Genomic DNA, 12,334 nt, shown 5'->3' with positions numbered 1-12,334 from the left:
GGAAGGTGCGAACAAGTTCCTGATATGAGATCATCATATTCATCCGGAGCGCATCCCAGAGGGACATCATGAGCCATCAACTCACCTTCGCCGATAGTGAATTCAGCACTAAGCGCCGTCAGACCCGAAAAGAGATTTTCCTCTCCCGCATGGAGCAGATTCTGCCATGGCAGAATATGACCGCTGTCATCGAGCCGTTTTATCCCAAGGCGGGCAATGGCCGACGGCCCTATCCGCTGGAGACCATGCTGCGTATTCACTGCATGCAGCATTGGTACAACCTGAGCGACGGTGCCATGGAAGATGCCCTGTACGAAATCGCCTCCATGCGCCTGTTTGCCCGATTATCCCTGGATAGCGCCCTGCCGGATCGCACCACCATCATGAATTTCCGCCACCTGCTCGAGCAGCATCAACTGGCCCGTCAATTGTTCAAGACCATCAATCGCTGGCTGGCCGAAGCAGGCGTCATGATGACCCAAGGCACTTTGGTGGATGCCACCATCATTGAGGCACCCAGCTCTACCAAGAACAAAGAGCAGCAACGCGATCCGGAGATGCATCAGACCAAGAAAGGCAATCAGTGGCACTTTGGCATGAAGGCCCACATTGGTGTCGATGCCAAGAGTGGCCTGACCCACAGCCTGGTCACCACCGCGGCCAACGAGCATGACCTCAATCAGCTGGGTAATCTGCTTCATGGAGAGGAGCAATTTGTCTCAGCCGATGCCGGCTACCAAGGAGCGCCACAGCGCGAGGAGCTGGCCGAGGTGGATGTGGACTGGCTGATCGCCGAGCGTCCCGGCAAGGTAAAAACCTTGAAGCAGCATCCGCGCAAGAACAAAACGGCCATCAACATCGAATACATGAAAGCCAGCATCCGTGCCAGGGTGGAGCACCCGTTTCGCATCATCAAGCGGCAGTTCGGCTTCGTGAAAGCCAGATACAAGGGGCTGCTGAAAAACGATAACCAACTGGCGATGTTATTCACCCTGGCCAACCTGTTTCGGGTGGACCAAATGATACGTCAGTGGGAGAGATCTCAGTAAAAACCGGAAATAACGCCAGAAATGGTGGAAAAAATAGCCTAAATAGGCTGATTCGATGTGTTTGCGGGAAAAAAATCGGCCCAGATCCGCGAAATTTTAATCAGCGAGTCAGCTTGGGAAGAAATGACCTGCTTATTCGCACCTTCCTTAACACATACATAACAGGAATGTAGACAAGGGGTATATATGAACAAAGTTTACAGCATTATTTGGAACGCGGCGCTCGGTATCTGGGTGGTCGTTTCTGAATTAACGAAAGGAAAGAAAAAAAGCAGCTCGCGTAAAACTGTCGCCGTACTGGCAGCTGGCGCATTAAGCGGTGCTTCATTGCTGGCTTCTGCAGCCCAGATTACCGCAACGGGTGAACACGATATTCATGAAGACTTCAAGACAGGTATTTCCGCTGGGGTTTATGAGGGTATCCACGACTACGGCTTCTTATATGAAGATAACACCACCGGTCAGGCACTGAATATCAGTGGTGCAATCCCAACATTTAGCCCGGGTCAAAGCGGCGTTGTTGAATCAACCACTATCCGGGAACTGCTGGAAAGCGGCAAAATCACCCTGCTGGCGACCAGCCCTGACCAGAGCGTAAAAACCATTACCAACTCTGAAGAACTGGCGGAATACCTGACTTACAACCAGTCGTCAACGCCTTCGCAGAGCACAGAATTTGATATCAACGATCCGGCGTTTCCCGGCGAAAAAACAACTATCAAAGTCTTTGATACCAATGAGTTAAATGGTTTTCTTACCGAAGCGCAAGTCGGCGATGCGGTATTAAACACCTTTGATGCTCAGAAATCAGAAATCTATAAGCAATTTGGTATCGCCCTGGCGACAAATGGCTCCATTGCGAATCTGAATATTGGCGACGACACCCTCAATGTGCGTGACAAAGCCAATACCATCGAATTGCTGGCAAAAGATTCCTCGCTGCTGGAAGCGCAAGGTACTGCAAGCCAGGTGAACTGGCAGTCAGATAACTATATAAAATTTAACGCAGCCCCGGTGATCCCTGAAAAAACGTTCACCGGTTCAGCGCAAACCTCCGTGTTTGGCGATGAATTTTCGCTGATGACCTATGGCTATGACGAGGATGGCAAGGTCGTCGAAACCGGGGAGCGCACATTTACCATTACCAACACACAAGAACTGGCCGAATTCAATGACTGGCTGTTGGGCAAAAGCGACGACGCGGCACAAAACCCTGATGGTGAAAAAGTCAGCCAAATCCAGCTGTGGATAGATGCGGAGGAAGTCACAACCGTCACCGCAGCACAAACAAAGTACGCCGAGCTGATTGAAAATCTGCTCACCTCCGGTAAGCCAGCTGACATACTCAGCTGGGATTACGACGTCTGGACCGACGGTTTGTCACATACCAACAACGCGACCGCTGGCCGTGGTGAGTTACATGCCATCTATGCCAACGGCGCAGGCACCTCCGGCACCTTGAACAAAGACGCGATTATTGCCGTTGACGGCAGTATTAATGGCGTGATGAAAGCCATTAATGGTGGGATTATCACTAACCTTGGCGAGCTGAACGCATTACGCACGTCTACCGGGCAAAGCCTGGCGATTGGCATGCTGGCAAAAGACGCGACGGCAACCAACAACGGGATCATCAACTCCGGGCTGTTTATTGATAAAGACGGCAACCAAAACGTCAACAGCTATGGCGCATTTGGTATGCAGGGGCAAGGCGCCAGTCAAATCACCAACGAAGGTACCATCAACCAGGCGATCACCACCGATAACTTCGGTACCGCTTCTGCCGCCGATCCCTGGAGCAAGGACAAACCCACTGACTCGCTGACGCTGGCCATTGGTATGCAACTGTCTGACAATGCGCAAGGGGTCAACAACGGCGATATCAACGTCGTGGACGGGCGCAAAAACGGTGCATCCTACGGCAGCGGCATCGCCTATGGCGTAGAAGTCGCCGACAACGCCACCTTTACCAACAGCGCAGGTGCCTCTATTTATCTTGGCCGCAACGCAAGTGATCCGTCTAAAGATGTCACCATGGCAGGTGGTTCCAGCCTGAGCGCCGGGATCATGACCAAGAGCGCCAAAGAGGTGATTAACAACGGCCTTATCACGCTGGGAACCGGCGTACGTAACGCCGCGGGTATGCTGATTGGTAACGCGACCGGCAACGTCATCAATACCGGTAATATCGTGATCAATGGCGATTCCAGCGCGGGGAGTAGCAGGAACTACGGTATCACCGTGCGTGACAGCGGCGCGGAAAATAATCAGGAAATTCGCAACGACGGCAAGATTAACGTCAACGGCACCAACAACGTCGGCATCCACGTCAGCGCAACTAACAAAAATGCCGAAGCCACGACCAGCGCTTCAGGCTCTATCGTAGTTGATGGTGAAGGTAGTGTCGGTAACCGTAACTATGCCGTCTGGGCTGAAGGTGGCAAAGATGGAAAGGCAGTGGTCAACGTCTATTCCAACATCACGCTAAACAAAGCCGGGAACATCGGCGTACACGTGCGTGATAACGCCGTCGCTAACGTCGACAGTCTGAGTAGCCCGGCATTCAACAGCACCGATCAGATTGGCTATTACCTGTATGGTAAAGGCGCAACTGCGAATATTGGTCAGGCGGTAATGAATGACAACGGGCAGGATCGCACCACCATTTTCCGTATTGCCAATGGCGCAATGCTGGCCGGTAACACCACCACTCCTGACGGTCAGCCCAGCTCAAACCTTGACCTGACCTTAAGCGGCGAACAGTCCGTTGGCGTATTAGCGACGGGCACAGGCAGTAGTGTGGATACCGGCGAAGCCACGTTCACCGTGCAGGGCACCGACTCCGCCGCGCTGCTGATTGAAGGCGGTGCCACAGGTAACATCAGCGATAAAACCACCATCAATTTAACCGGTGAAAGAACCATTGCCGGGGTAGTGGACGGTCAGGCTCATCAGTTGAATGGCAACGCAGAAGGTAGCGCCACTCCGACCATCCTCACTTCAAACGCAAAAATCACTTCAGAAGCCAGCGGCAACAAGGTTATTGCCTATGTGGCAAGGAACCAGGGCAGCCTGATCCTCGATACCCAGGCAATTATCGATCTTGCCAGCACCGACAGCATTGGTGTTAACGTGCAACAAGGCGGGAGTTTAACCAATAACGCGACCGCTGCCTTACATGTGAGTAACGGCATTGGCGTACAAGCTTCGGGTTCGAACGCACAGATTAAAAAATTGGGTCAGATTCAAGTTGATGATGGAACCGCAGGGGTTCTGCTGACCAACGGCGCCAGCCTGAGTATTACCGGTAATGCCGGTGATGCCATCACGACTAATGGTTCGGCCGATGGTATTCGTCTTGATACAGGAGCCGGTAAGCTGGCTGCCAAAGGGGTGATTATTAGCGCCGAAGGTACTGGTGCTGGCATTCAAAACGACGCCAACAATACCGATATCACACTCAACGATGTCACTATCAATGCCAACGACGGTCCGGGGATCCGTACCAGCGTCGCGTTAAACATGAAAGATGGCCTGAATAACATTCTGAACGTTAACGGTAAAGGTACCGGCTTCGCCTTTGAGCAGCGCAATGGTGACGCAGTGACAGGCAATCTGACCATCGGCAAAGGCTATACCGTTGAGGTGCATAACAGCGAAGGCAGCGGTATCCGCGCCAATACGGACGGTAAGGTCACCACCAATGCCGATATCAACGTCTACGACAGCGCAGGTGGTTCTGCAATCATCGCTAAAAATGTTAGCGCAATAGCCAATAGCGGAAAAATTATCTCTGCCAGCACCACCGCACCCGTTATTGATGCCAGCGGTGACAGCAATAAAAAAATCACCAATACCGGTACCCTTCAGGCTATCAACGATACAGCAGTGGCGATTCAATCTGGCAAGGGCAATGACACCATTGATATCAGCCAGGGTATCACCAGTGGCGTCATCAACACCGGAGAAGGCAAGGACACCTTTAACTGGCAAAGCGGAACCTTTGCGGGCGAGGTGAATTTCGCCGGAACCGGCGGCAACAATAAAGCCAACATCGGCAATGTGACGCTGGATAAAACGCGCCATATCACTACCGAAGCCGGCAGTGGCAACGCCCTCACCTTCACCAATACACACGGTAACAGTGCGAAAATTGGCAGCCTGAGCAGCGATAACCTGACCACCGGTACCAACATCGGCACGGGTTGGGACTCACTGACCATTAGCGGTTCAATTGCAGATATGCGCATCGTCGATCGTCTGCAACTGGCAAGTAAAACCATTGCGGTTACCAATGGCGCAACGCTGCGTACCGGCGATCACGGCGAGTCCACCAGCACTGCCGCGACCATCGCTGACTACAATGTGACGACTCAGGGTGCAGGCAGCCGGGTCATCTTTGACACGCAGGGCGATACGGCGGCTGCGCAGATCTATAACGGCGTCATCAGCGGTGATGGGAAGTTTGAACGCGCGGCGGGCGGCACTACTGTCTTTACCGCCAACAACACCTATACCGGCTCCACCACTATTGATCAATCTGGTACGCTGCAGTTGGGTGACGGCGGAAATACAGGCGGAGTCAACGCCGTGTCTGACATCATCGACAATGGCATACTGGCGATTAATCGGGCCAATAATGTGCTGCTTGGCGGCGTAATCTCCGGGATCGGTGCGTTACAGCAGATTGGTAACGGTATTACTCGCCTGACGGGCAATAACACCTATACCGGCGACACAACCGTCACCAGCGGTACGCTACTGGTGAAAGGTAATCAGAGTGCTGCGACGGGTGTGACCAAAGTAAGCGGTACGGCGACGCTGGGGGGTAACGGGGTGATCGGCGGCGACGTGCTGATGAACGATGCCTCTACCCTCAGCGCCGGTGACGGCGGTGCGGGTACGTTATCCATTAACGGTAATCTGCAGCTTGGCAGCAAAACGACCTCCGCTTTCGAACTGGGTCAAGCCTATACGCCAGGCGGCGCGCTAAACGATCTGATTAACGTCGCAGGCGATCTGCAACTGGACGGGACTCTGGACGTCACCACTTCACAGGGCGGTAACTTCGGGCCGGGCGTGTACCGTATCTATAACTACGGTGGCACGCTGGATAACCAGACGCTGGAATTAGGCGCGATACCGAATAGCCAGGATAAGAGCAATATTTTTGTTCAGACCTCCATCGACAAACAGGTCAACCTGGTGAATGCCAACGGCGTTACCCTGCAGTTCTGGGACGGCGCAACCGTTAATCAGAGCCACGGCGCGTCGGGCATTGAAGGCGACAGCAAAATTGACGGTGGCGATGGCAAATGGATGGCTATCGGCAGTCAGGGTGATAACAACTGGACCACCGCAACCGGTGAAGGTAACGCCCCTTGGGCACAGAAGTCCTTCGCCGTCTTCACCACCAAAGGCGGTACCGTTACCGTGGATAACGCCGCGGGAGAAGTTAACTTCTCCGGAGCACAGTTTGATGCCGATGGCTATGTCGTTAAAGGCGATGCGCTTAACGCGTATGCCACCACGGAAAACGCGACCCACGCAGGCCAGACGCCGGGGACTGGCGAACTACTGGTGCGCGTTGGCGCTGGTGGTGCGGGGCAAAACTATACCGCGACCATTGAGTCCGTTATCCGCGAGGCCAGTACTGCTGACAAGCTGACGCTGGTGAAAACCGACCTTGGCCGTCTGATCCTCAGCGGTGACAACGAATATCGCGGCGGCACGCGCATTGATGGCGGCACGTTGCAGATCTCCTCCGACAGCAATCTCGGCCAGAGCGGAACTGACCTGGCCATCAATAACGGTTCAACGCTGCAACTGGGCGCGAACCTGACCAGCAATCGCACCATTGAGCTGGGAGCGAATGAGAATGCTGCGGTGTTTGACCTTAATTCGCACCACTTCACGCCAACCGGTGAGATTACCGGCGAGGGTAAACTGAAAGTTACCAGCAGCTCTAGTGATGCGGGCAGCACCTTGTCGCTCGACCGCGCAAACAGCTACAAAGGCGACACCGAAATTGCCGGTACCGGAAACGCCAACAATGTGACGGTCAACGTCAGCAAAACCGGAGCCTTTGGCAGTAATGAAAGCAGCACCGTGAACGTCAATAAGGGTGCGACGCTCAATGTCAGCGGGACAGATACCAGCCTGAAATCCCTGACTATGAACATCGCCGACAGCCTGTTAACGCTGGCGGATAACGTCACCGCCGCAAGCGCAATGCTGAACCTGACGGGCACGGCGAAAGCGGTGTTAACCAACAACGCCAGTGCGGGCAACGCGACGGTTAACGTGTCAAAAGACAGTACCCTGGCGCTGGAAGAAAATGCCAGCGGGGGCAATGCCACCGTGAATAACAGCGGACTGATGACCTTTGCTGACTATGCGATGGCAGAGAACACCGTCGTTAAAAACCTGGTTGGCGGTAAGGTCGATATCAGCGCAGTCGACAGCGCAACGTCTATCGGCTCGTTGTCCGGCGCGGGTAATGTCGAACTGGGCAATAAAGAACTGTCGCTGGGTAATCTGCATCTTGATGACACCATCAGCGGTATTATCAGCGGCAACGACGGCAGCCTGGTGAAAATCGGTGACGGTACGTTGACGCTGACCGGCGATAACACTTACACCGGCACCACAGACGTCAATGAAGGCGTGCTGCTGGTCAACGGTAATCAGTCTGCGGCTACCGGCCAGGTGACGGTGAAATCCGGGGCAACGCTCGGCGGTAACGGTATTATCGGCGGCGCGGTTGATGTGCTGGACGACGCGCATATTACCGCAGGTGCAGCTATCAACAGTGTGGGTAAACTGACTACCGGTTCTCTGACGCTCAGTGATAACGCCCAACTGGATTATCAGTTTGGTCAGGCTTATACCCCGGGCGGTGCCTTCAACGACTTGATTGACGTAAATGGCGATCTGACGCTCGACGGTAAGCTCAACATTGAAACCTCACCAGGCGGAAGCTTTGATGTGGGCGTTTACCGCGTCATCAACTACACCGGCACATTGACCAACAATGTGATGGATATTGCTAACGCACCGGAAGCAGCTGACAGCCTGTACGTGCAGACATCGGTGAAAAATCAGGTCAACCTGGTCAACCACGCCGGACTGACGCTGCGCTTCTGGGACGGCACCGGCGGTGAGAATGGCGAGCTGAAAAATAACGGCGTCATTAACGGCGGCGACGGTATCTGGCAATCCAGCCAGGGTAACGACAACTGGACCACCGATGAATCGACGCCAGAAGGCGCGTTGAACGCACCGTTTACCGATGCCGCATTCGCCGTCTTCCAGGGTGAAGCGGGCAACGTAACCGTCGATAACAGCAAAGGCGATGTCATCATCAGCGGCGCGCAGTTCGCCACCGATGGTTATCGTGTGGGCGGAGAAGCCATTACCACCGACACGGCAAACACCCTGATTCGTGTCGGCGATGGCACAGTAGACGGCGCCAGTTACACCGCCACTATCGACAGCGTTATCCGAGGTACCGGCGGCCTGAATAAAGGCGATCTCGGTACGCTGATTCTCACCGGCGACAATACTTACAGCGGTGGCACCACCATCACCTCAGGGACGCTGCAGGTGGCGGGTGATACCAACCTGGGTGCGGCAGATACGGGAATTACCTTTAATGGCGGTACGCTGAAGTATGGCGAAGCGTTTGATACTGCCCGTCAGGTGACGCTGGAATCCGGCGGCGGGACATTCGACACCAACGGGCATGACGTTTCTCTGCTGACGGAAGTCGAAGGTAACGGTCAACTGACCAAAACCGGTAAAGGCTCCCTCACCCTGACGCTGGATAACACCTACACCGGTGGCACCACCATCGAACAAGGTGTTTTACAACTGGGTAACGGCGGTGATATTGGCAGCATTCAGGGGGATGTCGTTGATAACGGCGTACTCAACGTCAATCGTGGCGATACCCTGGCGCTGACCGGCAATATCAGTGGTAAAGGCCAGTTGCATCAGACCGGTAGCGGCATTACCGAGCTGCAAGGTGAAAACAGCTACAGCGGCGCTACGTTGATCGCCAACGGCGTGCTGCAAGCGGGTAATACCAACACCCTGAGTAGCGCATCACACCACTATGTAGTCGCAGACACCACGTTGAACACGCAGGGCTATAACCAGACGGTAGCGGGCCTGAGCAACGGTGGCGATGTCTCGCTCATCGGTCAGCAGACTGGCACAACCTTAACCGTCAAAGGGGATTACACCGGCGAAAAAGGGACTATCAACATGGCAGCTATCCAGAATGGTAGCGGAGCAGGCATTGCCGACCGTCTGATTATCGATGGCGGTAAAGCCAGCGGTAGCACACTGCTGGATGTCGATGGTTCTGGTCTTGGCGCGCCGACCATTGGGGATGGTATCGAAGTGGTGACTGCGCTCAATGGCGCAACCACAACCGCGCAAACGTCGCGGGATGCCTTCCATCTTGCCGCCGATCGTATGGCTGCAGGTGCGTTTGAGTACCAACTACATGCGGGTAATGCTCAGGGCCAGGGTGAAAACTGGTATCTGAGAAGTGAATACCGTCCAGAAACCATGCTGTATTCTGGCCTCGCCAGCGTAGTACGTCAGGGTGATATTAGCCTGTTAGGTAACATGCACCAACGTATGGGGGACGAGGTTAAACCGGGCATTGATGAAGACAATCGCGCCTGGGCAAGAATGATTGGCTACTCCGGTAAAACCAAACTGGATGATGCTGCCGGTACGCAAACCAGCTCCCATACCATGGGTATCCAGGTCGGCGTTGATATGTATGCTAACGAAAGCTGGAAAGCCGGGATGTATACCAGCATCCTTGATATCGACAGCAACGTGAAAGGCACGAAGACAGGCAGCGATGGCAAAGGCGGTAACATCGACGACAACGCATTTTACGTCGGTGGCTATGCGACCTGGTTCTCGGGTGACGGTATGTATGTTGATAACGTCCTGCAGTACGGTAACCATAAATCCCGCCTGGCGGCGACCGGTAACAATGGCTCGTATACCGTCAGAGGCAACACGCTGACGGCGTCGACAGAGGTGGGTAAATCGTTCCGTTTAGGCGCCAGCGCATGGAGTCTGGAGCCTCAGGCTCAGTTGATCTACCAGTACAGCGACTTTGATAACAGCACGCTGGATGGTGTGACCCCAACGAAAGTGAAAATGGATACCGCAGACTCCTTTACCGCGCGTCTGGGCGTGCGTCTGGTCGCTGACTATGACACCAACCATGGCAAATTCCAGCCGTACGGCAGGGTTAACGTCTGGCAGGGTCTGGGTTCAAAAGACAAAACGCACTTTAGCAATGCGGTAGCCACCACTACGCTGGAATCTTCACAGCAGTACTCCAGCACTGAAGTTGCAGCCGGCCTGTCATGGTCTATCGACAGAAACCTGCAGGTCTACGGTGAGCTGGGTACGCAATTCAGCAACGGCGGCAGTAAGTCGCAGATCGAAGCGCCGGTCAATGCCTCTATCGGCTTTAAGAAATCGTTCTAAGCTGACATAAACTCGCCAGCCTCCTGCTTAGCAGGGGGCTTTTTTTTGCTTATAGTATTACAGGGGTGGCTGATGCGCGACGCGTATCAGGCCTACAGACTTACCAGCAACGTGGAACAATCAAGGGATTGGGAAACGTAAATACGGAAGGATTAACGATTATATTGCGCTAAGAGTGAAGGGATCTCTTGTGCCTGCACCGGGGGAGAAATGAAAAAGCCTTGAATTTTGTCACAACCAATCTGCATCAACCGGTCCAGTTGGGACTGGGTTTCCACCCCTTCGGCAAGAACTTCGATACCAAAATTATGCGCCAGTGAAATAATACCCTCAACAATCTTTGTCGATCGGGTGTCGGGCTCAATAGCGGTGACAAATTCCTTATCAATTTTTAAGGTATCAAAAGGATATTTCAACAGGTAATTAAGATTAGCATGACCGGTTCCAAAATCATCAAGCGCAAGCTTGACCCCTATCGCCTTTAATTCCGTCATATTTTTAGCCGCAATCTGACTGTCGTACAGCGGTGACGTTTCGGTGACCTCTATTTGGCATCGATGGACCGGCAATCCGGAGGTGGCAAGATTTTGTCTGACGCGTTGGGGTAAGGAAGGTGCGAACAAGTTCCTGATATGAGATCATCATATTCATCCGGAGCGCATCCCAGAGGGACATCATGAGCCATCAACTCACCTTCGCCGATAGTGAATTCAGCACTAAGCGCCGTCAGACCCGAAAAGAGATTTTCCTCTCCCGCATGGAGCAGATTCTGCCATGGCAGAATATGACCGCTGTCATCGAGCCGTTTTATCCCAAGGCGGGCAATGGCCGACGGCCCTATCCGCTGGAGACCATGCTGCGTATTCACTGCATGCAGCATTGGTACAACCTGAGCGACGGTGCCATGGAAGATGCCCTGTACGAAATCGCCTCCATGCGCCTGTTTGCCCGATTATCCCTGGATAGCGCCCTGCCGGATCGCACCACCATCATGAATTTCCGCCACCTGCTCGAGCAGCATCAACTGGCCCGTCAATTGTTCAAGACCATCAATCGCTGGCTGGCCGAAGCAGGCGTCATGATGACCCAAGGCACTTTGGTGGATGCCACCATCATTGAGGCACCCAGCTCTACCAAGAACAAAGAGCAGCAACGCGATCCGGAGATGCATCAGACCAAGAAAGGCAATCAGTGGCACTTTGGCATGAAGGCCCACATTGGTGTCGATGCCAAGAGTGGCCTGACCCACAGCCTGGTCACCACCGCGGCCAACGAGCATGACCTCAATCAGCTGGGTAATCTGCTTCATGGAGAGGAGCAATTTGTCTCAGCCGATGCCGGCTACCAAGGAGCGCCACAGCGCGAGGAGCTGGCCGAGGTGGATGTGGACTGGCTGATCGCCGAGCGTCCCGGCAAGGTAAAAACCTTGAAGCAGCATCCGCGCAAGAACAAAACGGCCATCAACATCGAATACATGAAAGCCAGCATCCGTGCCAGGGTGGAGCACCCGTTTCGCATCATCAAGCGGCAGTTCGGCTTCGTGAAAGCCAGATACAAGGGGCTGCTGAAAAACGATAACCAACTGGCGATGTTATTCACCCTGGCCAACCTGTTTCGGGTGGACCAAATGATACGTCAGTGGGAGAGATCTCAGTAAAAACCGGAAATAACGCCAGAAATGGTGGAAAAAATAGCCTAAATAGGCTGATTCGATGTGTTTGCGGGAAAAAAATCGGCCCAGATCCGCGAAATTTTAATCA

General features: G+C 53.8%; 3 protein-coding genes and 1 pseudogene. 3 read left to right on the top strand and 1 reads right to left on the bottom strand.

Going from position 1 to position 12,334, the window contains the following annotated elements:
* Nucleotides 1–68: 68 nt before the first annotated feature.
* Both OGY01_RS11340 and OGY01_RS11335 read left to right on the top strand, forming a co-directional pair.
* Nucleotides 69–1,049, top strand: a complete 981-nt coding sequence (locus tag OGY01_RS11340) for an IS5-like element ISKpn26 family transposase (protein WP_000019445.1) — start codon at nt 69–71, stop codon at nt 1,047–1,049.
* 186 nt (nt 1,050–1,235) lie between these two features.
* The gene (locus OGY01_RS11335) at nt 1,236–10,574 is read left to right on the top strand and encodes an autotransporter outer membrane beta-barrel domain-containing protein (protein ID WP_286493117.1); all 9,339 of its coding nucleotides are present in this window, start codon (nt 1,236–1,238) and stop codon (nt 10,572–10,574) included.
* 152 nt (nt 10,575–10,726) lie between these two features.
* Here the strand turns inward: OGY01_RS11335 and OGY01_RS11330 are convergent.
* Nucleotides 10,727–11,188 (bottom strand): annotated as a pseudogene (locus OGY01_RS11330) (EAL domain-containing protein); the annotation flags it as partial.
* Between the two features lie 62 nt (nt 11,189–11,250).
* Between OGY01_RS11330 and OGY01_RS11325 the strand changes: the two are divergent.
* Entirely contained in the window at nt 11,251–12,231 is a 981-nt protein-coding gene (locus tag OGY01_RS11325) for an IS5-like element ISKpn26 family transposase (RefSeq protein ID WP_000019445.1), read from the top strand.
* The last annotated feature ends 103 nt before the right edge of the window (nt 12,232–12,334 follow it).

Origin of the sequence: Citrobacter sp. Cm038, assembly GCF_030333105.1 — a bacterium.
Taxonomy (GTDB): Bacteria; Pseudomonadota; Gammaproteobacteria; order Enterobacterales; family Enterobacteriaceae; genus Citrobacter; species Citrobacter murliniae.
Note: the sequence above shows the minus strand (reverse complement) of the source record. Positions and strands in the feature narration are given on the sequence as shown.